The following is a 24,073-nucleotide window of genomic DNA, read 5'->3' as shown; positions in this document are numbered from 1 at the left end:
AATCTCCTTTTTTCTTATTAATCTCTGTACTGACAGCAAGTATGCAATGAGTCATAGGTATCTGGCTTTGCTTTCAAGGAATCAACATCATGCCCTACATTGAGTATAGATTGTTCTATTTGCTTCTTAGATGTTTTGTATTCGTTGATCACAAGGTTCAATTGCTTAGAATTGACATCCCAATAAGCGTATTTCACCCCAGCAGTTTTTAAACAAGACTTCTCGATTCTGGCTTTGCACATTTCACAATTGCCATTTACAGTCATTACCACTTTCTTTTTCTTACTTTTCTCTTGAACCTCTTGAGATATTGCCCCAGCCGAAACAACAAGAAACAACATTAAAATTATTTTTTTCATGATTTACATTTAATTTAAATTATACCTAATACCTCCATAATACATTCTTCCTAATATAGGAGCATACACCAAAGTTGAATCAAAATAAGCACCAAAAGGATCTTCACTAGCCACAACAGGATTCTTTTGTGTAGTATTCAAAATATTTTCGGCTCCCAAATAAAATTCAAGATTTTTAGATAATACATAAGTCAGTTGAGAATACAACAACTGCGTTTGCTCCGAATATGCATCTAATTGATACATCAATGGGTTTTGACTTGTATCCGGAATACGTTGCTCTCCAAGCCAATTATAAGTTATATCCCATTTCCATTGTTTTTCATGGATCAACTTTGATTGATATCCTATATTAAAAAAATAAGTTTCTCTTGGCTGTAACGCCTTTTGTAAACGCCCTTTCTTATAATCTATTTGTACATCATTTAATTGATATGCAATTCTTGCATCCCAAAAACGATGCAATTGATAATTCAATTCAACTTGAAAAGACTTTGCCTTTGACTGTCCTTTTAAATCATAAAACAGCACCTCACGAGGAGAGTGATCATAATCTACAATTACTTGTTGCGAAAAATCAGTGATAAAATAATCCAACCCTAAAGAGAAGGGCTTTCCAAACACTTTTGTTTTATGCAAATAGCTGATTCCGTAATTCCATGCAACCTCAGGGTTCAATCCATAAGCCCCTCGTTTTGAATTTTCCAAAGAAATAGACCTAGAAGATGCAAACATTTTTTGATTTTCAGAAAAAATGCTTGCAACCCTTTGCCCCTTACCCGCAGCTAATTTAAATACTCCAGACTGCCACGGCTCATACCGAATATGAATCCTAGGGGTGTAAAAATATTTCATTACCGTATGATAATCTATTCTTACACCAGCAACCAAGGTTAGGTTATCAATATTATCATAAGTGTACTCAAAAAATCCACCAATAGAGTTTTCATTTCTAAAATAGTTTTTCATTAACACCTGCTCTACATAATTATCATGAGCAACACTTACCCCAGTTTTAAACGTATGCATCGTATTAAACAATATAGACTGAAAAACAGAATTGAAATAAAAACTGTTCTGTTCAATATTATAAGTATTGTACCCAAAATAAGACTCCTGATTATGATTGCTATAGGATGACTGAATTCCTATACTTTGATAAGGCTTATCCTTAAACACATAGCCCAACTTTGTAAATAGTTCAAACCGCTTTGTGTCAATTTCTCCACCATATTCTGTTCCTTGAAACTTATCTGCTTTAGGTTTGTAAAACACACTTCCAACCTGCTTTGAATCTGTCACAAATTTAAGATCTAAAAAACTAACCCATCCAGATTTTGGGTTTGCGTATTGCCACCGATTCAATAAATTCAATTGAGAGCCTAATGGTGCATCCAAAAAATAATCATTATTTCTATCTACCTTTAAGCTCCTTTGGTTTGCATGTACAAACAATCCAGTACTCCAAGAATCAGAAATAGTTTTGAAAATATGTGAATTAAACTCCAACCTTCCAGATCCTGAACCATACAGATTCGCAAAAAAACGATTCGCATTTCTCGGTTTTTTTAGTTCTGTATTAATCTGTCCAGAAATACTCTCAAACCCGTTTACTACAGATCCCATTCCTTTGGTGACCTGGATACTTTCAATCCAGGTACCCGGTATAAAAGACATCCCATAAACTTGAGAAGCTCCACGAACAGAAGGTATATTTTCTTGAGAAATCAATATATAAGGACTTGTTAGACCTAACATTTTAATTTCTTTAATTCCTGAAATTGCATCTGAATAACTGACACCAACAGAGGGGTTTGTTTCAAAACTCTCTGACAAATTACAACATGCTGCCTTTAACAATTCCGTTTCATTAATTGTAATGGTATTTATGGGATTATAAAAGGAAGCGGAAGTTGATTTTCGAGCTACATTAAGTGCTACTTCCGATAAAGAAGTATCAGGTTTTAAAAAATAATGCAATTCCTTATTATCTAAAACCAATAGCGTATCTGTCTTGTACCCTACGTAACTAATAACCAAACGTTTTGATTTTTGATTTAAATCAATCTCAAACCACCCCTCATTATTAGTTATTGTTCCTTCGGTTGTCCCCAACCAATACAATGAAGCTCCTGGCACACCAGAAACAACATTGTCTTCATCTGCAATCATTACCATACCTTTCAAATTCTCTTGAGAAAATGACATTAGGGTAACAAAAACAAATGGTAAAATTATATAACTATATTTCACTTTTTGATTTTTTATTGCGCCTCTATAACGCAAATATTCATACTAGATTTTCCTAAAAAACTAATATTCAAATCAAATAAGACTCATAAACAACCACTCTATCCTTTTGGATTGGTGGTGAATGATATTGGAAAAAACTATGAAGATCAAACTTTTCCTCAAGTAAAGAAAATGATATTTTCCAATGCTGTATAACAGCAACAGGGAAACCATAGGAAACTAATGAAGCGATTTTTTTTGAAGGAAAATCGTTTCCATCAACAAACTGATATTTATTTTCGCAACAAGATTTTTTTTCAACAACTGGTGTCGTTGATGTCTCACAAACAGGATTCACCTCAGGCATTTCACACCCCTCAGCAACTACAAAATAAGAAACCTCAGAAACCTCTCCTGCACAGTAATGCTTACTTATACCAAAAGACAATGAAGAGAAAAGCACCAAAAGTGCCAGTACCATTGTTCCAATATTTTGCAGTTGTTTCTTCACACTACAAATTTAATCAAAACTACAATCCAAAAAGCTTAAAACTTGTTAAAATATTACAAGGTTGGTTTTACTCCTGCTATTTTCTCATAAAATAAAGCAGCCATCAAAAGCAGTAAAAACAAAGGATGAATTAAAAAACGCCTCACATAAAAAGGCAAAAGGTATCCATTTTCAAAACCTGAAGACAATAGAAACACATAGGCAGAAATTAATAATATAAAACCAAGCACATATAATTTTGCCGATAAAATTACAAAGCCTAATTTTTCAAAAACCAAATAAATGATTCCTAGTGAAATTGTTGAATTCAGTAAGTAACGTAAAAACAAATCCCAAATCAACCTTCCATAATCAAATTCCGGGATTGAAGTGTACAAATAATCATTTTGAAAAAAAACAATAAAAGGATCATAAAACATATCATTTTCAAATGCTCTTACCAAAACCAAAGCCATCAGCAAAACAAAAACTAAAAAATATCTAATTATTCTTCTCATCACGCACTTGCTTATAGTTAGAAAAATAATTTACCCATATAACCCATAACAGAAATACCAATCCATAAATAATAGATGGAAAAACTAAATTATGTAACATCTCTTTTTGCTCTGGTAATTTAGCTAGTGCAACAGTTAAAAATGCAATTCTTAAAATATTCAGTAAATAAATCAAAATTCCCCCTGCTAAGGAATACAACAATGATTTTTTCAAAGATCCAGGAAAAGCAACAATAAAAGCTATAAATAAAATAATGACGCTAATTGAATTACATCCTTCTATAACTCGAGCCAAATAAACATCATCTAAAATCAACTTCACTGAAAGCTCTTGATTATGTTGTTCCGCTTGAGCATTATAACCAAAAAACTGAAGTACAGCAATGGTTTGCTCTGCAACCGTTTCCGTGATAGGAGCACACTGAAATATCAAATCTTTTTTTTGCGTTGTATGCAAATAATAAGAATACATGGCAAACATAAAAAAATAAGAACCGAAAAATTTCGCCAAAAAAAAGAGAACACTTTTTCTTTTACTCAAACTAATTCCTTTTACAATTTTCTCAAAAATACCAATTTTAATTCAAGTGAAAGGCACAGATAATGTGATAGATTTTTTTTCTTTCGAATAACTTTTAAAGTCAGACAAAATATAAACGAAAAATAATCGTTCTTGGTGTTGAATTATTGTTGCGAAAACATCACAATATTAGTAACTTCGCAGAAAATTTTACAACACATAAAATGAGCACTAGCAAAACAGCAAAATCTGCCTTAATTTCGGTATTTCACAAAGATGGTTTAGAGCCAATTGTAAAGAAATTAAATGAGTTAAATGTAACTATTTACACAACTGGAGGTACTGAAACTTTTATCAAAGATTTAGGTATTGATGTAGTTCGTGTGGAAGACTTAACATCGTACCCTTCTATTTTAGGAGGACGCGTTAAAACTTTACACCCAAAAGTTTTTGGAGGAATCTTAAACAGACGTGAAAACGAAAGTGACCAAAAACAAATTGAAGAGTTTGAAATTCCGGAAATTGACATTGTTATAGTAGATCTTTATCCGTTTGAAAAAACTGTTGCTAGTGGAGCTCCTGAGCAAGATATTATTGAAAAAATTGACATCGGTGGAATCTCTTTGATTAGAGCCGCTGCTAAAAACTTTAAAGATGTAATTTGCGTTTCTTCAATGGACCAATACGGAGAGTTTTTAGATATTATAACTGAGCAAAATGGTGCTACAACTATTGAGCAACGTAAATCATTCTCAGCAAAATCTTTTGCTGTATCTAGTCATTATGACACGGCTATCTTCAATTACATGAATGATGACCAGCCTCAATTCAGACAAAGCTTTGATACTTCTAAACAATTACGTTACGGAGAAAACCCTCATCAAAAAGGATTTTTCTATGGTAATTTAGAAGAATTATTTGACCAATTGCATGGTAAAGAGTTATCATTTAATAATTTATTAGATGTAGATGCTGCCGTGAACTTAATTAGAGAATTCAAAGGAGAAGCTCCAACGTTCGCTATTTTAAAACACAACAATGCTTGTGGTTTTGCACAAAGAGACACTTTAAAACAAGCTTATATTGATGCTTTAGCTGGTGATCCTACTTCTGCTTTTGGTGGAGTACTAATTGCTAACAAAGAAATCGATGAAGCAACTGCTACAGAAATCCACAGTTTATTCTGTGAGGTTGTTATTGCTCCGTCATACACACCTGAAGCGTTAGAAATTCTAAAAGGAAAGAAAAACAGAATTATCTTAGTTCAAAAAGATGTTGAGTTCCCTAACATCAGCTACAGAACTGCATTAAATGGTGTTTTAGCTCAAGACCCGAACAATGTTACTGACTCTAAAGAAGGATTGACAAACGTAACTAAACGTGTTGTTTCTGATGCTGAAATAGAGGATTTATTATTTGCTTCAAAAATCTGTAAGCACACAAAATCAAACACAATTATCCTTGTAAAAAACAAGCAACTTTGTGCAGGTGGAACAGGACAAACTTCAAGAGTTGATGCTTTAGAGCAAGCAATTACAAAAGCAAAAACTTTTAATTTTGATTTGAAAGGAGCGGTAATGGCAAGTGATGCCTTTTTCCCTTTCCCTGACTGTGTTGAAATTGCTGGTAACGCAGGAATTGAAGCAGTGATTCAACCAGGAGGATCTATCAAAGATCAATTATCTGTTGATTACTGTGATGAAAACAACATTGGAATGGTTTTCACAGGAACACGTCATTTTAAACATTAATTCACTAAATTTGGGGAATGTGTTCATCTACAGGTGAACACATTCTTTATATTAACATAACACCACAAAAAGAACTATGGGTTTTTTTGATTTCATGATTGAAGATGTTGCTATTGATTTAGGAACGGCTAACACACTTATCATTCACAATGGAAAAGTTGTTGTAGATGCCCCCTCAATTGTAGCTAGAGACAGATCTTCTGGGAAAATAATTGCAACAGGTCAGAAAGCTAACCTGATGCAAGGAAAAACTCATGAAAACATCAAAACCATCCGTCCCTTGAAAGATGGTGTAATTGCAGATTTCCAGGCATCTGAGGAAATGATAAAGGAATTCATCAAAAATATTCCTTCTATAAAAAAGAGAATGTTTCCTCCTGCTCTGAGAATGGTAATTTGTATTCCTTCTGGAATTACAGAAGTAGAAAAACGTGCCGTTCGTGATTCTGCCATGCATATGAATGCAAAAGAAATCTACCTTATTTATGAGCCGATGGCTGCAGCGATAGGTGTAGGTATAGATATCATGGAGCCTAAAGGTAATATGATTATTGATATAGGTGGTGGTACTACAGAGATTGCAGTAATTGCCTTAGCGGGAATTGTATGTGACAAATCTGTAAAGGTTGCCGGTGATTTATTTACCGGAGATATCATGTATTACATGCGTACGCAACACAACTTATTTGTTGGAGAAACTACCGCTGAAAAAATAAAAATTCAAATAGGTGCTGCTACAGAAGACCTAGAAACTCCTCCGGACGACATGCTTGTTCAAGGACGTGATTTACTTAGTGGTAAACCTAAACAAGTACAAGTTTCTTACAGAGAAATAGCCAAAGCTTTAGACAAATCTATCTTACGTATTGAAGATGCGGTAATGGAAACTTTATCTAAAACTCCGCCTGAATTAGCTGCGGATATCTACAATACAGGTATCTATCTTGCTGGCGGTGGATCTATGCTAAGAGGTTTGGACAAACGTCTATCTAAAAAAACGGACTTACCAGTATATATCGCTGAAGATCCACTTAGAGCTGTTGTTAGAGGTACTGGTATTGCTCTAAAGAAAATAGATGTTTACAAAAGTGTTTTATTAAAATAATAATAGTTTTAATACGTTTACAGTATTGAACTTTTATAGCCAACAATATCAATGCAGCAAATTGCCTATTTTATTGAAAAATACAAATATTTCTTGCTTTTCCTATTGTTGGAAGTTATTGCTACAGGATTTACAATACAATCCCATAGTTATCATAAAAGTCATTTTTTTAATTCGGCTAACGCCATTTCTGGTGGACTTTTAGAGAAATCTACTTCTTTCTTTGAATACAGTGTTTTAAAAGAAGACAATCTAAGACTTGCTCAAGAGAATGCAAAGTTACGCTCTTTAATCAGCAATCAATCATTGCCTGAGATGCATCTAGATAGCCTTTCAGTTACAAACAAATTTATTGCTGCCAAGGTTATTCAAAACAGTTATACCAAACGAAACAACATACTAACCATAAATAAAGGTAGTCAAGATGGTATTTCTATTGACATGGGAATCATCAATCATACAGGTGTAATTGGTGTTGTTAATAAAGTTTCTAGCAATTATGCTACAGTGTTAAGCGTCCTAAACAGTAACTCCAAAATAAATGCACGACTGAAAAAAAACAACTATTTTGGTACCTTAACATGGAACGGACAGGATTATAAATATTCTCAATTATTAGACATTCAAAGACAGGCAGACATACATATCGGTGACACCATCGTTTCTGGAGGAAAGTCTATTTTATTTCCGGATAACATACCTATTGGTGTCGTTAAAAGTTTTGATGCTTCTAATAAAAGCTATGACAATATTGAGGTGGAATTATTTATGGACATGAGTAACATTGGATACGTATATGCCATCCATAATTTAGATAAGGAAGAAATCTTAGAACTACAAGCAAATGACTAGAGACACCTTAATTATAGCTTTCCGGTTTGTTTTTCTGGTTTTAATACAAACCCTAGTTCTGAACAATATTTATTTTTTTGGATTCATCAATCCAAACCTTTATTTGTTATTCATTTTTTTGTATCCGATTGAAACAAAAAGAACTAACTTTTTAATAGTTTCCTTCTTGTTTGGTTTCTGCATTGATATTTTTTCTAACACTGGTGGAGTGAATGCTGCGGCAACTGTTGCAACTGCTTATTTTAGTCTTCCAATTCTCAATCTTTTACTAAACACACAGGATACCGATTTTAAACTATTTAAGCTAAACAACGAACCTGTAATTAGAATTGTAACGTACGTAACCATACTTACACTAGTCCATCATTTTATTCTATTCGGTTTAGAATATTTTAGTCTAAAGGAAATTGGAACGATCTTGTTTAAGACAATCACAAATGGATTATTCACAATTATCCTAATTGTACTTGCCATCTTACTGACTAGACAAAATAAATTTATGAACCAATAATTACTGTAATGAAACGAGGATATCTTTTATCATTTTTCATTATAGCCATGGCTTTCGTTTTTATCGGAAAGTTGTTTTACCTGCAAGTGATTAGTCATTCCAACACGGGAACTAACCTTAAAAGCTCGACTATTAAAAAGGTATTTGACTACCCAGAACGAGGTTATATCTATGATAGAAATGGCGAACTATTGGTCGCCAACAAACAATCTTACAACTTAATGATTATTCCAAGAGAGGTAAAACCATTGGATACGATCGAGTTTTGTAAGTTATTAGATATTGATAAAGATTATTTCTTAAAACGTTTTCACAAAGCCAAACGTTGGTCTCAGAGGTTACCTTCCGTCTTTTTAGCGCATCTATCCAAAGAAGACTATGCCTATCTTCAAGAGAAAATGCATAAATACAAAGGCTTTTTTATTGAAAGAAAACTATTGAGAAACTACCCTCATAACTCTGCTGCAAATGTACTGGGTTATGTAAATGAAGTAAATGATGAAATTGCCAGGAAAAATCCATACTACCAAGCAGGTGAATTGATTGGAACAACAGGTGTAGAAAAACAATATGAAAATTTCCTTAGAGGAACCAAAGGTGTAAAATACCTACAACGTGATCATTTCAATAAAATAATTGGTCCTTACAAAGGAGGCATATACGATACAATCCCTGTTGATGGAAAAGACTTAACACTAACCTTAGACAATCAGCTACAATTATACGGAGAGGCACTTATGGCCGGCAAACGTGGAGGAATTGTTGCGATTGAACCTAGTACTGGTGAGATCCTGAGTTTAATAACCATGCCTAGCTACAATCCTAATCTTATGGTAGGTAGAGAAAGATCAAAAAATTCAGTTATTTTTTTCTATGACAGTATTAACAAGCCTATGTATGATAGAAGTCTGCTTGCACAATACGCACCAGGTTCTCCTTTTAAAATTGTTCAAGGCCTTGTGGGACTGCAAGAAGAAATTATAACACCAACCACTTCCTTCAGATGTTTTCATGGATACAAATATGGAGCAAGAAACACAGAATTCATGGGCTGTCACTGTGGAATTTACAATAAACCCATACAACTTAGACAAGGATTAGCTAAATCATGTAACAGTTATTTCTCCAACGTTTACCGCAGAATTATCGAAAAATACCCAACAGCATCAGAAGGTATGAATGTGTGGAGTAAACATATCCGTAGTTTTGGTCTTGGTCAATATCTTGGATATGACTTACCACAAGGGCAAAAAGGTCTTATTCCTGATGCAGCACTATACAATCGCTGGTATCCAGACGGTAGATGGAGAGCTACTTACACCATCTCCAACGCCATCGGCCAAGGACAAATTTTAACCACCCCGATTCAATTGGCTAATATGACTGCAGCTATTGCTAATAGAGGGCGTTTTTACACCCCTCACATCCTAAAGAAAACAAGCGACAACACTCCTATTGACTCCATCTACACAACACTCAAACACACCACTATAAATCCAAAATACTTCCCTCCGATTATTGAAGGAATGCATGATGTTTTTAAAACAGGAACGGCAAAACATGTTAGGTTGAGAGATATTGAAATCTGTGGAAAAACAGGAACTGCTGAAAATTTTAAACGAATCAATGGAGAGAAAATTCAATTTGAAGATCACTCTATTTTTGTAGCTTTTGCTCCCAAAAAAGACCCTAAGATTGCAATTGTTGTCTATATAGAAAATGGAGGATTCGGATCTATGATCGCCGCTCCCATCACCAGCCTCATGATAGAAAAATACCTGACTGGGAAGACAACCAATAAATATTGGGAACAGCGCATGTTGCACACAAATCTCGAAGAAGAATATAAAAAACAATTAATTCAACCAGACAGTGAGAGCTCAAAGGAATAATATATTTTCTGGAATAGACCTAACTTTAGTTCTATTATATCTTTTTCTAATCGTATTCGGTTGGATGAATATTTATGCAGCTACTTATTCTGATGAACAATTTGAAATATTTGACTTTGGTACCAAATACGGAAAACAGATGATCTGGATAGGTCTAAGTTTTGTATTAATTATTATGATTCTTTTTATCGATGCCAAATTATATGAACGTTTCTCTTCCTTAATATACCTAGGTTCGTTATTATCCTTAGCAGGTTTATTTGCATTTGGAAAAAGAATTAATGGAGCCACCTCCTGGTACGATCTAGGCGCTACTAGCCTTCAACCTTCTGAATTTGCTAAATTCGCAACAGTCTTGGCGCTCGCTAAATTATTATCTGACAAGCAATACGACCTTAAATTAGTAAAAAATCAAATCAAGGCGTTTATTATTATTTTTCTTCCTGCCATCTTAATTACCCTACAGCCTGATCCGGGTTCTGCTCTTGTATACACCGCATTCTTTTTCGTTCTTTACAGAGAAGGCCTACCTATATATTATATAGCCATAGGTGTATTTGCGATTGCTTTGTTTATTTTAACACTAGCATTTGGGTTTAACTTTATACTACTCTGCACCTACGGAATCTTTACATTATTTATTTTGTACATCTTATTCTATAGAAATATTTCTCTAAAATTCCACTGGCTTAAAATTTCTGCCGTGTATGCTATTTGTGGTTTTTTCATTTTTAGTGTTGATTATGTTTACAACAACATTTTTGAACAAAGACATAGAGATAGATTCAATATTTTATTGGGGAAAAATACAGATACAAGAGGTGTTGGCTACAACACTAATCAATCTGTATTAACCATTAAATCTGGTGGATTCTCCGGAAAGGGCTTTCTAGAAGGAGATCGCACACAAGGAAATTTTGTTCCTGAACAACAAACCGATTATATTTTTAGTACTATCGGTGAAGAGTGGGGATTTTTGGGTACCTCATTTTTAGTTGTCATCTTTACTTTATTTGTTTTAAGAATTATTCAACTTGCAGAACGTCAAAAAACTACCTTTAGTAGAGTTTATGGTTATGGAATAGCAGCTGTATTTTTCTTTCATTACTTAATCAATATCGGAATGGTCATTGGTTTATTCCCTACCATTGGTATACCTCTCCCTTTTTTCAGCTATGGAGGTTCTGGCTTATGGGGCTTCACAATTCTTCTTTTTATTTTCATCAAACTTGATGCAAGTAAATCTTACGAGTTATAGAATCAACCAATTATTTAACATAAGCAATCCATTATTTTAAAAAAAACTAGTAATTTAGTTAGACTAACCTAATTCATGCTATGCGAAAAATTACATTTTATTCTTTGCTATTTATCCTTATTTCAACAAATTGTTTTTCACAACATAAAATTGGAATACAAGGTGGCCTAAATCTAAGTAAACTTAATGGAGATGTGCAAGCCAATACAAAATATAAATCAAAACCTGGCCTCAATATAGGAGCCTTTATCGACTTTGATTTATCAAAAAACATCTATTTGAGTATACAGCCTTCCTATAGTCAAGAAGGTACTAAAATAAGCCATAAACTAGACGATGAATACGAACCTATTGACAGTATCAGTGTAAAACTTGATTACTTCTCCTTACCCGTATTAGTAAAAGTCAACAGTACTAATGAAAAATTTTACGCACTAGCAGGATTGGAAACCTCTAAACTACTTAGTAGTACACAACAAGCTAAAGGGGACACTTCAAAACCAATTGAAACCCAAATAGAACCTTGGAATTTTTCAATTCAATTCGGTGCTGGCATGAGAATTCCAATAGGAATTTCTACCTTAATTTTTGAAGCAAGATATACACAAGGCTTAAACAACATAACCCAAGAATCTATTGTAGATGATTTACTTCCTCGAGTAAAATCCTCTAATATTAGACTACTTACTGGATTGGAAATCCCTCTTAGAACTTCAAAAAAATAACCTACTATGAAATACAAATATCTTTATACCATTATTTTATTTTCATTGTTAGTACAGGTTTCTATAGCCCAAAATGAAAACTCGCATCAAAGAATACCCGAATTAAATGGTCATAAATTCTTATCTACAAGTCAATTAAAAAGTGCTTTCATATCCACAAATCTTCAAACAGATATTGGATATGGAAGCACCTCTTTAATTACAATTCCAGGCTTTGACTACAACGGTGTTAATCTATTCAGTTTTCAAGGAAAAATATTATATGTAGACTTTAAACTGCAATACCAACAACAATTTACAGATTGGTTAGGCTTATTTATTTCCATGAAATTATCGAGTAGAATTGGCTCTGACTTATCCACAATTATTGCTGATGGGGTAAATACAGTTTCTGGAGGTGACATTGGTTGGATTGTTAAAATAAAAGAGACTGACAAATTACTTTTGTCTGCCACCGTAAAAGCAAACAACCTGACCGGAAATTTTATTGATGTAACAAAATACCTTGAAGATTTAATTGACGGAGAACCTTACCCAAGTTTAAGCAAAAAAATACAAGCAACCTCTGTTGGACTAGGTATTAGAGGAGCTTATGCTTTTAACGAAACTTACGGATTACAGTTTAATGCAGACGCAATTCACGGAGAATCCATGCAAAGAGGAACAACGGACACTTACTATTCTTTCGGAATCTTGGGAGATATTGACTTCAATGAAAATCACAACACCCCAATAGCAGTAGCACTTGGTTACTCAATCTCCTCTACTCCTGAGATATCAATGAATAATCGAGGGTTTTCTAATATCTTTTTAGGTAAAATAGGCTATTCAGGATCTGACGACTATGAGCTAGGGCTTCAGTTTAATACCTACCAAGTAAATCTTAAAAGCGTAGAATCTAACACTAGAATAAGTAAAGCAATGTTGGGAATTAAGTTTTATTTTTAACGAAGCTTATAAATTTCATTAAAACTAAGGGAATCTCTTTTGTAAATTAACTTCAAAAAAGATTCCTTTTTACAACATAAAAAAAGGTTTACACTTTCGTGTAAACCTTTCTCAAACTTGGTGGGCAATGAGGGATTCGAACCCCCGACCCCCTCGGTGTAAACGAGGTGCTCTGAACCAACTGAGCTAATTGCCCTTAGCGGTTGCAAATATAGAACCTTTGTTCGATGTGACCAAACTTTTTTTTACTTTTTATTGTAAAATTTCTGCTACCACAAAAGTACTTCCACCAATGTAAATACAATCATTTGTAGTAGCGTTCATTTTTGCTTTCTCATATGCCTCATTTACAGACTCAAAACAATTACCTAACAAACCAAAGTCATATGATTTTTGTTTTAGAACCTCCGTATCTAAACCTCTACCTAAATCGGGCTTGCAAAAATAATAAACTGCCTCCTTAGGAAACATAGGTAATACCCTATTCAGGTTCTTGTCATCAACCATCCCTAACACAATATGTAGTTTTTCATACTTCTCTTTTCCCAACTGTTTTAAGGTATACCCTAATCCTTCTCTATTATGAGCTGTATCACAAATAGTTTTAGGACTATCTTCCAAAATTTGCCATCTACCAAGAAGATTTGTATTCTTCACCACTGATTGCATTCCTGAGGTGATCGCAGCATCCGAAATAGAATGTCCCTTGGCTTGTAATACTTTTATCGTCTGAAAAACAGATTTGCTATTGTGCTTTTGATAATCTCCCAACAAATCAGATGGAATACTTTCATCCACTAATTTAGAGGCCAAAAATAATTCTGCTTCGTATTTTTGTGCCAATTTCTCAAAAACCGGCAATGTTTCTTTTTGAAATTCACCAACAACAACTGGAGTTTTAGATTTGATAATCCCACCCTTCTCAAAGGCTATTTTTTCTAAGGTATCCCCTAAAAATTGAGTATGATCCAAACCTATATTTGTAATCAATGAAACTTCTGGAGTAATTATATTCGTTGAGTCCAATCTACCACCTAAACCAACTTCAACCACAGCAAAATCAACTTTCTGTTCACTAAAATATTCAAATGCCAGCCCAACGGTCATTTCAAAAAAAGACAAATAGTTTTGTTCAAAAAAGGATTTATTTTTTTCGATAAAATCTACTACTTTCTGTTCTGGTATCTCTTGACCATTGATTTTTATGCGCTCTCTAAAATCAACCAAATGAGGAGACGTATACAACCCAACTTTATAGCCTGCCTCTTGCAATATAGAGGCTAACATATGACTACAGGACCCTTTTCCATTAGTACCTGCAACATGAATAGATTTAAAATTCTTATGTGGATTTTCTAAATGATCCACTAACAATAAAGTGTTGGATAAATCCTTTTTATAAGCAGCAGCCCCTTCTCTTTGATACATAGGCAACTGTACAAACATCCAATCTAAAGTTTCTTGATAATTCATTCTATGATTGCTTGAAAATTATTGGAACTCGATTCTCTAAACCTTGAGAACAAGAGTGAGTTATTCAGATAATGAAAAATGGTAAATAATACGTCCCTTCTGAACAGAAGGCGCATCTGGAGCAGCACTCCATTTAGTTTTTAGTGCAGCTTCTTTTGCTGCTTTATACAAACATGGTGATGATTCCGTAGTTCCTTTAGCACCGGGAGTTGCATTGATTACTTGTCCTGACCTATTCACTTGAATGCTTACCACAACGGTACCACCTACATTACAATCTGAATTAATTTTAGGTTTACCAACAGCATTTCTTCCTTTCAAGCTATAATTACCATCACCACCCGAACCACCATTTCCGTAATACTTAGATGAGCTAGGGTCCCCCAATTCATTTCCTTTCAAACCTGAGTCAGTATCATCTCCTTCTCCTTGAGAGACATCACCATCTGAAGGATTTCCATTGAGTAAATTAGACAATGCATTTTCAGTTTCTTTTGAAGGCTTGGGAGCTTCTTTTACAACTGGTTTTTCCACCTTTTTAGGTTTCTCCTTTGGAACGGGAACAGGTTTCTTCACTGATTCTTTCTTTTGAATCACCGGAGCCTCTTCCGTATTTTGAGTAAGCACCTCTTCCTTTACTTCTTCCGATGGTATTTCTTCTACTTTTGTAACCTCCTGCTTAGGTTGCATAGGCTCTGGAACAGACTTAATAGTTTCTTGCACTTTAGGAGGTCCACTACCAACATCTGAAGTACCAAAATTAATGGCAATTCCATATTCTTCCGGAGGATCCATATAACGCATTCCAAAAAACAACATCAACATCAAAATTGACGTCATGATTACAAAGGTTATTACCAATGATTTTTGTTGATGCTTTGTTTCTAAATATCTCATATAAAAATTACATACCTTTTACGGCAAGTATCATCTTAATTTTATTTCTGTTTGCAATATCAATTACATGCATGATTTTTTTATACGAAACCTCTTGATCCCCTCGAATCACTAAGGTTTTTCCATCATCTGCAGAAAACTCTTTTTTTATTGCACTTTCCAAATTCAATTCAGAAACTTCAGTTCCATCCATAAAAAACTTAGCATCCTTCGTAATGGAAACGGCAATAGTTCCTTTATTTTCCGTTTTCCCACCTGCCTTTGGTAAGATCACATCAATCGCGTTAACCGTTACTAATGTCGATGTCAACATAAAAAAGATCAACAATAAAAAAACAATATCCGTCATGGACGACATATTGAAGCTTGGGTCTACTTTATTTCTACCTTGTATATTCATTTGTTACAAGTTTTATACAGGTTCATTCAATAAGTCCATAAATTCAACAGTCTTAGCTTCCATTTGATAAACAACCTTATCTGTTTTAACAACCAGATGATTGTATGAAATATAGGATATAATCCCTACTATCAGACCACCAACAGTGGTAGTCATTGCTGTATACAAACCATCAGCTAATAACTTAATATCTATTTGTCCACCTGCATTTGCAATTTCATGAATAGAGATAATCATTCCGATTACCGTTCCTAAAAAACCAATCATCGGTGCTGCACCAGCAATAGTTGCAACTACACTTACATTACTTTCTAGCTTATAAACTTCTAACTTACCTGCATTTTCAATTGCTGTATTGATATCCTCTAATGGTTTACCTATTCTTGAAATACCTGTTTCAATCAAACTAGCAACAGGAGTTTCTACATTTGAGCATAAAGATTTTGCAGCCTCTAAATTACCATTGGCAACATGATCTTTTATTTGATTCATAAAATCTTTATCAATTTTACTAGCGGATTTTATAGCAAAAAATCTTTCAAAATAGATATATAGAGTTACCGCAAGTAACACAAATAAAATGGCTATTATAATCTGACCACCTACGCCACCTTCCATAATTAATTTATAGATCGATAATGTTTTTTCTTCCGAAATTAACTCTTCAGCGTCTACAACAGCCTCTTGAAACAATGATAACATATTCAATTATTTTTTATTAGGTATTTAAAGAAAACGAAAATACGAATAGTAAATTGTTTTTGATTTAATAAATTCAGAAATATTCGTACTTAAAATGTAGCGCAACAAAAAAGGAGCCATTCTTATGAATAGCTCCTTTTATTTTTAAATATTTTTTTGATTCTAATGTAATACTAGATTTACCATTACATAACCAACACCACCTAATACGATTGTATAAGGTAAAGCCATTTTCACCATCGTACCATATGATAAGTTAATCAAGGGAGCCAAAGAAGATGTCAATAAAAACAAGAAAGCTGCTTGACCATTTGGCGTTGCAACACTTGGTAAATTTGTACCCGTGTTAATTGCAATTGCTAATTTTTCAAAATGCTCTCTATCAATCTGACCTGCTTCAAACGCTGCCTGAACTTCACTAATATAAACCGTTGCTACAAATACATTATCACTAATTGCGGACAATGCACCATTCGCTATATAAAACAAGCCAGGTTGTGCATCTGGATCTTGATTCAACGCCCAGTTAATAATAGGTGTAAATAAATGTTGATCATGGATCATTGCAACAATTACAAAGAACACTACAATCAAACCAGTAAATGGCAATGCTTCTTCAAAGGCATGTCCTAATGCATGTTCTTCAATGATCCCCATAAATGCTGTTTGAAAAACAATTAATCCTAATCCGATAAACCCAACTGGTGCAGCATGCGTTGCCAATCCAATAATTAATAAAACAGCAGCAACCCCTTGAACAATTAAAGCGTATTTTTCTTTTTCTGTTCTCTTTTCATCTTCAGCTTGAGTATAGCCATCAATAATTTGGTTTACAATAGCTGGTCTTTTAGCACCAAAACCAAACCATCCTGTTAACTCTAACAATACAGTTGTTAGTAATCCGAATAACAAAACTGGTATTGTAATAGGTCCCATTTGGAAAAAGAATTCAATAAAATCCCATCCCATTCTTTCTCCAATCAATAAGTTTTGAGGTTCTCCTACCAAAGTACAAACTCCTCCTAATGCAGTACCTACCACACCGTGCATGATTAAACTTCTTAAGAAACTTCTAAACTGTTCTAAATTTTCACCACTCAATTGTGTTTTATCTATCACACCGTCTCCATCATAATCCGTAGATCCTGAGTGTATTTTATGATATACTCCATAAAAACCAACTGCTACACTAATCAATACCGCAGTTACTGTTAGGGCATCAAGAAACGCTGACAATACAGCCGACATAAAAACAAATAATAAAGATAAAGCAACCTTAGATTTAATTTTAGAAAAGATTTTACTGAAGATATACATCAATAAAGGTTTCATAAAATAAATCCCTGCAACCATAAATACAAGTAACAAAACAACTTCTAAGTTTTGATCTACCTCATGATAGGCATTATGCGGAGTTGTTAATCCTAACAATAATACTTGAATCGCTAACAATCCACCTGATTGAAGTGGATAACATTTTAGCGCCATCGCTAACGTAAAAATAAATTCTCCAATAAATACCCAAGCAGATACTGTTGGACTAACAAAATATATTGGAATGTTAACAATTAAAAAGAAGATCATGGTAATTTTGAACCATGACGGGCTAGAACCTAAAAAATTTTTGAACATAATAGTTAATTTTTGAACGCCTAAACTACTAAATTCTATCAAGCTAACCCCATTTTTAAAAGGTTTTCTTTACGCAATGCATTTCGTTACACAAAATAATGATTTTGATAAAAATTATAAGACAATTTTAAAAACTATCTTATTAAGTCCCTAAAAAATTATAAATATTTATTTTTGATCTTTATACATTACGCAACAAAAAACCAAATACGTTACATTTTTTCAAACAAAAACCAAATATCAATAAACAAAACGAACTTTTAGCAGCTTACAACACAAAAAAAAGACATAAAACCTTATCCGGAAACTTGTCCACTGCTATGGTCTTTTTTTGCCCCTGTTACACTTTTTAAACAATTCACCTTGCCTTGAATTCTTAATACCCCTAACAAGGTAAAAATTAAAGCTTCTTTATATTCTACCAATTCACGAGTTGGAATTATCCAATCGTAACTAGTCAACGCTCTCAACCTATTTATTAAAAACTCATTATAGGCACCACCACCAGTTACCAAAATTTGAGACTCATTTCTTCCCTTTATTACGGCTGTCAATTGCATGGCAATATGCTCCACAAAAGTTCGCAACAAATCCTGCAAGGGAAGTTGGAAACGATCCAAAAGAGGTATTACATTATTATGCACAAATTCGAATCCTAAAGATTTCGGATGATCTAATCCATAAAACGGGTCATTATTTAATTGGTCCAATAAAGCTTCATTAATTTTTCCAGTACTTGCCAAGCTACCTTTGTCATCATACTCCTGCCCTATACTATTCATATAATAATTCATAACGATGTTCACAGGACAAATATCAAATGCTTTTCTCATTCCGTTTTGATCAAATGAAACATTTGCAAAACCACCTAAATTCAAACAAAAATCATATTTTGAAAACAAGTATACATCACCGATAGGCACCAAAGGAGCCCCCTGCCCCCCAAGTTGCACATCCTGAGTTCTAAAATCATAAACCACCTTACAGCCTGTTACTTTCGCTATTTCGTTACCAGAACCAATCTGTAAAGTGAACCCTTCCTCTGGTTTATGAAAAATGGTATGGCCATGTGACGCAACGATGTCTACATGTGATATTTCATATAAATCGATGAATTCATTTATCACCTCACCAAAATAAACTCCTAAAGAAATATCTAAATCTTTTAACTCCTCTGGTTTTTTATCAAAGGCTGCCTTCAACGATGTGACCCATAACTTAGAATAAGCAAAGGTTTTACAATGAACAATTTCATAATCGTATGTTTCTGTATTTTTAAATTTCACATACACTACATCTACACCGTCAAGAGAAGTACCTGACATAACACCTATACCGTAAATCGTTTTCTGCATAATTTTAAGTTCCTAAACAAATGTAGTTTTTTACATTGATTGAGATAAAAATTATGATTTAAAAATTAAATGCACCTCTAAAAATTACTATATTGAATTTTCTAAAATAAAAACAGCGCTTATGAACTTTCAATTATCAGAAGAACATATCATGATTAGAGATGCGGCAAGAGATTTTGCCAAATCAGAATTATTACCCGGTGTGATTGAACGTGATGAAACTCAAACTTTCCCACATGAACAAATAAAAAAAATGGGAGAACTTGGCCTTATGGGAATGATGGTATCTCCTGAATACGGAGGAAGCGGGATGGATACAATTTCATACGTACTTGCGATTGAAGAAATCTCTAAAATTGATGCCTCGGCAGGAGTTGCTATGTCGGCAAACAACTCATTAGTATGCTGGGGATTGGAAAAATATGGAACAGAGGAGCAAAAACAAAAATATCTGAAACCTTTAGCCAGTGGCGAAGTTCTTGGTGCTTTTTGTTTAAGTGAACCAGAAGCTGGTAGCGATGCTACTTCTCAAAAAACCACAGCAATTGACAAGGGAGATCATTATCTATTAAACGGTGTAAAAAACTGGATTACAAATGGAGGGAACGCAAGTATTTATTTAGTTGTTGCACAAACTGATATTTCAAAAGCCCATAAAGGAATTAATGTTTTTATTGTAGAAAAGGACACACCAGGTTTTAAGGTTGGTAAAAAAGAAAATAAATTAGGAATTCGAGGATCGGATACACACTCGTTACTTTTTACAGATGTAAAAGTTCCGAAAGAAAATAGAATTGGCGAAGATGGCTTTGGATTTAGATTTGCCATGGAAACACTTTCAGGAGGAAGAATTGGAATTGCCGCCCAGGCACTTGGAATTTCTTCTGGAGCTTATGAATTGTCTTTACAATATAGTAAAGAGCGTAAAGCCTTTGGTAAAGAAATTAGCAAACACCAAGCAATAGCATTCAAACTTGCTGATATGGCAGTTGAAATTGAAGCAGGAAGGTTTTTATGTCTAAAAGCTGCTTGGGACAAAGACCAAGGCTTGAATTACGACCTATCAAGCTCTATGGCTAAATTATATTGCGCTGATAGCTCTATGAAAATAACAACAGAGGCGGTTCAGATACATGGCGGCTATGGTTTTGTAAAAGAATACCATGTAGAAAGAATGATGCGTGATGCAAAAATTACTCAAATCTATGAGGGTACTTCTGAAATTCAGAAAATTGTGATTTCTAGATCGGTTTTAAAATAAAGAAGCAAGCAACATAAAAGATCAATTCAAGCCTAAAAAAAAGAATCTTCAAAATTTTAAATGAAACCATGGCGGAACCATTAAAAAACATGTTCAATGAACAATTTGTTATGCCTTTCTCAAAAATTTGTGAAAACCATATTGAAAACTTTGATTCAGAACAATTTTTAAAATTTATTTTTGATGAAAACTGGATTCATTTAGAACTCAAACCCAGAATCAAACATATTGCTGCGGCCATTCATGGTCAACTTTCAGAAAACACAATTGAAAATTTACAACTGATCACTGCAATTTCAGAGGATATCAGAATAAACCAAAACAAACAAGACACTTTTGAATATCTCGTTTTATGCGATTATATTGAAGTCTATGGTTTACCTGAATTGAAAACCTCCTTCGCGGCCATTGAAAAAGTTACGGTTTTAGCCAGTTGTGAATTTGCGATTAGGCCATTTTTACTAAAATATCCTAAAGAAACTTTTGAAAAATTAAAAGAATGGAGCAATCATAAACATGCTTCCGTAAGAAGATTGGCATCTGAAGGTTGCCGTCCAAGGTTGCCATGGGGAATGGGACTACCCTATTTAAAAAAGGACCCAAGCCCAATATATCCTATTTTAGACAATTTAAAAGATGACCCTTCTTTATATGTAAGAAGAAGTGTTGCTAACAACATCAATGACATTTCAAAAGAACATCCAGATGCAATCCTAAAACTTTTATATCAATGGTATGGGTATACTGACGATAGGAACTGGTTGGTAAAACATGCAGCACGAACTCTTTTGAAAAAAGGAGACACAAAGGCACTGCAACTTTTCGGATATGGAGACATCAATAACTTCGATGTGAGTTCCATAAAACTTAAATCAAATAAAGTTGCTATTGGCACATACCTAAACTTTGAGTTTTCTATTTCTAATAGTAGCAAGAAATACCAAAAAGTTAGATTAGAATACTTTATTCATTTTTTACTTTCCAACGGCTCCCTTTCTAAAAAAATATTTAAAATATCAGAAAGAGAAATAGCGACAAATGAAACTCTTGACTATAACAGAAGACATTCTTTTAAAATTATTAGTACCCGAAAATATTACACTGGCATACATAAAATAAGTTTGGTTATTAATGGAGTGGAAATGGAATCCAAAACTTTTGAACTTTTAACTTAATTATTCTACCGGAAAATTAAAATAGGTATCTGGATAAGGTTCTTCTTTTAAAGTAAAATGCCACCACTCACATTTATAAGGTTTGAAACCATGACCTAACATAACATTTCTCAAAAGCATTCTATTTTTATGTTGTTTTTCCGATATAGAGGTAGCATCAGGCCAAGAAATTTCACCAAAAAAATCATATGGACTTCCCATATCCAATTCTTTTTGAGTTTTCATATTTACTAAAGTCAGATCAACAGTACTCCCACGAGTATGCCCAGATCTAGCCGCTATATACTGTAGTTTAAACAAATCTTTTTTGCGAACATTAGGATAAAACTCAGCTTTCATCAATGTATCCTGTTCATTTTTTGCCCAAGCTACAAAATGGTCAACTGCTCTTTGAGGCCGATAAGCATCATATATTTTCAGCCCCAACCCTTTTTCTTTTAATTCTTTTTGAACCTCTACTAATCGATTTATCGCTTCACTCGAAAGAATGGCTTTTGGCGCATTATAGCCATGTATTGGTTTACCTATAAAATTATGATTCCCAAAATATCTTATTTCCAATAAAGCATCAGGAATTTCTAATTTTATTTCCTTGAAACCATTCGGTCTATTTTTCTGCGCAGTGATTGTACATCCAGAAAAAAGAATCAAAAAAAGGCAAATAATCCTATAATTAAAGTTAGGTGCTTTCATCAATATTAATTTGAATACCTACAAATCTAATTAACTATATTTGCATTTCAATTAAGAATTATGACAAATAACGACATCTTAAAAAAATTAAGAGTAGCGCTTCAATTAAAGGACACCGATATTGTAGATATCATGGGATTGGTAAATTTCAAGGTTACCAAAAGTGAAATAAACGCTTTGTATAGAAATGAAGACCATCCTAAATACATGGAGTGTAAAGATCAATTTTTACGTAATTTTTTAAATGGCTTAATCATACATAAGAGAGGTCCAATGCCTCCAAAAAAAAACAAATAAATACCCCACTACTCTAAACTTTATAATCATGAAAGAATACAAATTCATAAAACAAAAAAGCACGCCTATCAAAAAGGATGCAGACTTTGAAAACCTATTGAATAGCTATGCAAAAACGGGATGGCGGGTGGTCAACTCATTTGTACATCGTGGTGTTGTAAAGGCTATTCTAGAAAGAGACAAGGAAGAAACACAGAACTAACAATTACATTATATATGAGCCTTAAAATTGCCTTTACAGACATTGATGGAACTTTATTAAGCAAAGAACGAATTCCTTCAGAAGCGCTAAAAACAGAAGTTGCTAGAATTTCAAAAAACAACATTCCGTTTGTTCTAATTTCTTCAAGAATGCCAAGCGCAATGTATCATATTCAAGATGACTTGAATATAAAAAACACTCCTATCATTTGTTATAATGGAGGGCTTGTATTAGTAGACAATAAAAGCATACATTCTACAGAAATTGAGCATTCCATTTTAGAGGTAATTGCCGGATTGAATACTGAAAAAAAATTCCATATAAGTTTATACAATAATGACGACTGGTACGTTGAAGGAATGGATTTTTGGGCAAAAAGAGAAGAAAACAACACCAAAGTTACGCCTACTATTAAGCCTATCGAAGAAGTTTTAGTTGACTGGAAAACCAACAATAAAGGCGCGCACAAAGTAATGTGTATGGGAGATAAGGAAGAACTTGATAAGGTAATGGAAAGTCTTACTTTAGCATACCCTGATGAACTTCATTTATACAGATCTAAAGATACCTATATAGAAATTGCAAGCAAAGAAATCTCTAAGCTCACAGGTATCAACACCTTACTAAAAAACAGTTACAACAATTTATCTCTTGAAAATTGTATTGCTTTTGGTGATAATTATAACGATATTGAAATGCTGAATGCCGTTAAAATGGGTGTCGCTGTTAAAAATGCTAAAGAAGAAGTGTTAGCGATTGCAGATGACGTTACTGACACCAACCATAATAACGGAGTTGCAAAAGCTATTGCGAAACATTTGTAAA

The 24,073-nt window shown here is 33.6% G+C and carries 25 protein-coding genes and 1 tRNA gene; 13 read left to right on the top strand and 13 right to left on the bottom strand.

Features of this window, described 5'->3' with window-relative positions; all coding sequences use genetic code 11:
• Positions 1-17: 17 nt before the first annotated feature.
• The 5 genes from AC2DZ0_RS14130 to xrtF form a co-directional block, all read right to left on the bottom strand.
• Positions 18-359, bottom strand: coding sequence for a heavy-metal-associated domain-containing protein (locus tag AC2DZ0_RS14130; protein ID WP_484642535.1), 342 nt, complete (start codon positions 357-359; stop codon positions 18-20).
• Positions 360-368: 9 nt separating this feature from the next.
• Positions 369-2,612 (bottom strand): TonB-dependent receptor, encoded by a 2,244-nt coding sequence (locus AC2DZ0_RS14125; RefSeq protein ID WP_484642534.1) that lies wholly within the window; start codon positions 2,610-2,612, stop codon positions 369-371.
• 67 nt (positions 2,613-2,679) lie between these two features.
• Positions 2,680-3,102, bottom strand: coding sequence for an HYC_CC_PP family protein (locus AC2DZ0_RS14120; protein ID WP_484642532.1), 423 nt, complete (start codon positions 3,100-3,102; stop codon positions 2,680-2,682).
• Between the two features lie 53 nt (positions 3,103-3,155).
• Positions 3,156-3,599, bottom strand: a complete 444-nt coding sequence (locus tag AC2DZ0_RS14115; protein ID WP_484642531.1) for an exosortase F system-associated membrane protein — start codon at positions 3,597-3,599, stop codon at positions 3,156-3,158.
• The gene (gene xrtF, locus AC2DZ0_RS14110; protein WP_484642530.1) at positions 3,583-4,140 is read right to left on the bottom strand and encodes an exosortase family protein XrtF; all 558 of its coding nucleotides are present in this window, start codon (positions 4,138-4,140) and stop codon (positions 3,583-3,585) included. The genes AC2DZ0_RS14115 and xrtF overlap by 17 nt, the downstream gene beginning before the upstream one ends.
• Before the next feature lie 203 nt (positions 4,141-4,343).
• Here xrtF and purH point away from each other — a divergent pair, with 203 nt between their 5' ends.
• From purH to AC2DZ0_RS14070, 8 genes are all read left to right on the top strand, one after another.
• Complete coding sequence (purH, locus tag AC2DZ0_RS14105) at positions 4,344-5,870, top strand: bifunctional phosphoribosylaminoimidazolecarboxamide formyltransferase/IMP cyclohydrolase (RefSeq protein ID WP_484490699.1); 1,527 nt, start codon at positions 4,344-4,346, stop codon at positions 5,868-5,870.
• A gap of 76 nt (positions 5,871-5,946) precedes the next feature.
• Positions 5,947-6,975: a rod shape-determining protein gene (locus AC2DZ0_RS14100; RefSeq protein WP_484490698.1), complete on the top strand. Its 1,029-nt coding sequence runs from the start codon at positions 5,947-5,949 to the stop codon at positions 6,973-6,975.
• A 51-nt stretch (positions 6,976-7,026) separates the two neighbouring features.
• Positions 7,027-7,827, top strand: coding sequence for a rod shape-determining protein MreC (mreC, locus tag AC2DZ0_RS14095; protein WP_484642528.1), 801 nt, complete (start codon positions 7,027-7,029; stop codon positions 7,825-7,827).
• 103 nt (positions 7,828-7,930) lie between these two features.
• Positions 7,931-8,338: a rod shape-determining protein MreD gene (locus AC2DZ0_RS14090; protein WP_484490696.1), complete on the top strand. Its 408-nt coding sequence runs from the start codon at positions 7,931-7,933 to the stop codon at positions 8,336-8,338.
• Between the two features lie 8 nt (positions 8,339-8,346).
• Entirely contained in the window at positions 8,347-10,230 is a 1,884-nt protein-coding gene (mrdA, locus tag AC2DZ0_RS14085; protein WP_484642527.1) for a penicillin-binding protein 2, read from the top strand.
• Positions 10,211-11,488 (top strand): rod shape-determining protein RodA, encoded by a 1,278-nt coding sequence (gene rodA, locus AC2DZ0_RS14080; RefSeq protein WP_484642525.1) that lies wholly within the window; start codon positions 10,211-10,213, stop codon positions 11,486-11,488. The genes mrdA and rodA overlap by 20 nt, the downstream gene beginning before the upstream one ends.
• Positions 11,489-11,568: 80 nt before the next feature.
• On the top strand, positions 11,569-12,213 hold the full coding sequence (locus AC2DZ0_RS14075; protein WP_484642523.1) for a porin family protein: 645 nt from the start codon (positions 11,569-11,571) through the stop codon (positions 12,211-12,213).
• Between the two features lie 6 nt (positions 12,214-12,219).
• Positions 12,220-13,161, top strand: coding sequence for a hypothetical protein (locus tag AC2DZ0_RS14070; RefSeq protein ID WP_484642521.1), 942 nt, complete (start codon positions 12,220-12,222; stop codon positions 13,159-13,161).
• A gap of 118 nt (positions 13,162-13,279) precedes the next feature.
• Here AC2DZ0_RS14070 and AC2DZ0_RS14065 read toward each other — a convergent pair.
• The 7 genes from AC2DZ0_RS14065 to AC2DZ0_RS14035 form a co-directional block, all read right to left on the bottom strand.
• Positions 13,280-13,357: transfer RNA gene (locus tag AC2DZ0_RS14065), tRNA-Val, on the bottom strand.
• A 56-nt stretch (positions 13,358-13,413) separates the two neighbouring features.
• Entirely contained in the window at positions 13,414-14,634 is a 1,221-nt protein-coding gene (locus AC2DZ0_RS14060) for a bifunctional folylpolyglutamate synthase/dihydrofolate synthase (RefSeq protein ID WP_484642519.1), read from the bottom strand.
• 60 nt (positions 14,635-14,694) lie between these two features.
• On the bottom strand, positions 14,695-15,474 hold the full coding sequence (locus AC2DZ0_RS14055) for an energy transducer TonB family protein (protein WP_484642518.1): 780 nt from the start codon (positions 15,472-15,474) through the stop codon (positions 14,695-14,697).
• A 64-nt stretch (positions 15,475-15,538) separates the two neighbouring features.
• Complete coding sequence (locus AC2DZ0_RS14050) at positions 15,539-15,931, bottom strand: ExbD/TolR family protein (protein ID WP_484490689.1); 393 nt, start codon at positions 15,929-15,931, stop codon at positions 15,539-15,541.
• Between the two features lie 12 nt (positions 15,932-15,943).
• Positions 15,944-16,633: a MotA/TolQ/ExbB proton channel family protein gene (locus AC2DZ0_RS14045; RefSeq protein ID WP_484642516.1), complete on the bottom strand. Its 690-nt coding sequence runs from the start codon at positions 16,631-16,633 to the stop codon at positions 15,944-15,946.
• Between the two features lie 162 nt (positions 16,634-16,795).
• A complete protein-coding gene (gene nhaB / locus AC2DZ0_RS14040; RefSeq protein WP_484642515.1) occupies positions 16,796-18,265 on the bottom strand; it encodes a sodium/proton antiporter NhaB in 1,470 nt (489 codons plus the stop codon).
• Positions 18,266-18,561: 296 nt separating this feature from the next.
• Entirely contained in the window at positions 18,562-19,620 is a 1,059-nt protein-coding gene (locus AC2DZ0_RS14035; RefSeq protein WP_484642513.1) for an anhydro-N-acetylmuramic acid kinase, read from the bottom strand.
• 121 nt (positions 19,621-19,741) lie between these two features.
• Here AC2DZ0_RS14035 and AC2DZ0_RS14030 point away from each other — a divergent pair, with 121 nt between their 5' ends.
• Entirely contained in the window at positions 19,742-20,881 is a 1,140-nt protein-coding gene (locus tag AC2DZ0_RS14030) for an acyl-CoA dehydrogenase (RefSeq protein WP_484490685.1), read from the top strand.
• A 68-nt stretch (positions 20,882-20,949) separates the two neighbouring features.
• Positions 20,950-22,056 carry a DNA alkylation repair protein gene (locus AC2DZ0_RS14025; RefSeq protein ID WP_484490684.1) on the top strand — a complete coding sequence of 369 codons (1,107 nt, stop codon included), beginning with the start codon at positions 20,950-20,952 and terminating at the stop codon, positions 22,054-22,056.
• Here AC2DZ0_RS14025 and AC2DZ0_RS14020 read toward each other — a convergent pair whose 3' ends face one another.
• Entirely contained in the window at positions 22,057-22,749 is a 693-nt protein-coding gene (locus tag AC2DZ0_RS14020; protein WP_484642511.1) for a M15 family metallopeptidase, read from the bottom strand.
• A 60-nt stretch (positions 22,750-22,809) separates the two neighbouring features.
• Here AC2DZ0_RS14020 and AC2DZ0_RS14015 point away from each other — a divergent pair, with 60 nt between their 5' ends.
• From AC2DZ0_RS14015 to AC2DZ0_RS14005, 3 genes are read left to right on the top strand one after another with little or no spacing between them, the layout of a single operon-like run.
• Positions 22,810-23,046, top strand: coding sequence for a DUF1456 family protein (locus AC2DZ0_RS14015; protein WP_484642510.1), 237 nt, complete (start codon positions 22,810-22,812; stop codon positions 23,044-23,046).
• A 28-nt stretch (positions 23,047-23,074) separates the two neighbouring features.
• Positions 23,075-23,248: a DUF4177 domain-containing protein gene (locus tag AC2DZ0_RS14010; protein WP_484490681.1), complete on the top strand. Its 174-nt coding sequence runs from the start codon at positions 23,075-23,077 to the stop codon at positions 23,246-23,248.
• A gap of 14 nt (positions 23,249-23,262) precedes the next feature.
• Positions 23,263-24,072, top strand: a complete 810-nt coding sequence (locus AC2DZ0_RS14005) for an HAD family hydrolase (RefSeq protein WP_484642508.1) — start codon at positions 23,263-23,265, stop codon at positions 24,070-24,072.
• Position 24,073 lies beyond the last annotated feature (1 nt).

Source organism: Flavicella sp. IMCC45668, assembly GCF_057219105.1.
The sequence above is the reverse complement of the archived record's forward strand: the minus strand, read 5'-3'. Positions and strand labels throughout refer to the sequence as shown.